Origin of the sequence: uncultured Lacinutrix sp. (assembly GCF_947500325.1) — a bacterium.
Lineage (GTDB): Bacteria > Bacteroidota > Bacteroidia > Flavobacteriales > Flavobacteriaceae > Lacinutrix.
This window is the reverse complement of the sequence record NZ_CANMRQ010000072.1, coordinates 1-802: the sequence shown is the minus strand read 5'-3', so window position 1 is coordinate 802 and position 802 is coordinate 1. Positions and strand designations below refer to the sequence as shown.

Below are 802 nucleotides of genomic sequence, written 5' to 3'. Positions count from 1 at the left end.
TCCGCATCGGTTAAAGTAAACTCTCCAAAACCATCACTGTCGGGATCACAATACTCTAAAGGGGTTGGAGTGAATGCGATTGGCGCTTGTTCTACCGTAATATTTAATACTGTAGTATCAAAACAACCTGTATTTACATCTTCTACACGTACAAATACGGTATCATTAAACGCCACAACATTTGTATAAGGCAACATTAAAGCATTCGTCTCATTCTGTGCATCTGGTAATGTTGGATAGTACGTTACTGCATATGATGGGTTGCCTCCTGAAATTTCATTGTTTTTGATATTTAAATCTATTTCTGTTATTCCATCTGGTGTTGCATCATCACAAACTTCTAATACTGTTGGCACAACTACTGTAGGTAGTGGATTTGCTGTTAAATTAAATATGCTTGAATCTGGACATGTGCCATTAGTTGTATATTCAATTGTATACATTCCTCCTGGTGTGCCATTAGTAACTGCTCCTGTTGCGACATCTATAACTGCGGCATCTGTTGGTGCAGGATTAAAGGCATAAACACCTCCTGGTGTAACTACTGAATCTACTGTTCCGCCATCACATGTTGGTGTCATTACAAATGTTGGATCATCTGTTATAATCACTGCTAAGTTAACTGTAGTTGAACTTGGACAAACGCCGCCTAATGAATATTCAACAACATAAACAGCTCCTGATGTTCCATTTGTAACTGTTCCAGTTGCAGGGTCTATAACTGCGGTATCTGTTGGTAATGGATTAAAGGCATAAACACCACCTGGTGTAACTACTGAATCTACTGTTCCACCATCACATG

At 38.9% G+C, this 802-nt stretch carries 1 pseudogene; it reads right to left on the bottom strand.

The features are described 5' to 3' along the window. A pseudogene (locus Q0997_RS20210) lies at positions 1 to 802 on the bottom strand (hypothetical protein); the annotation flags it as partial.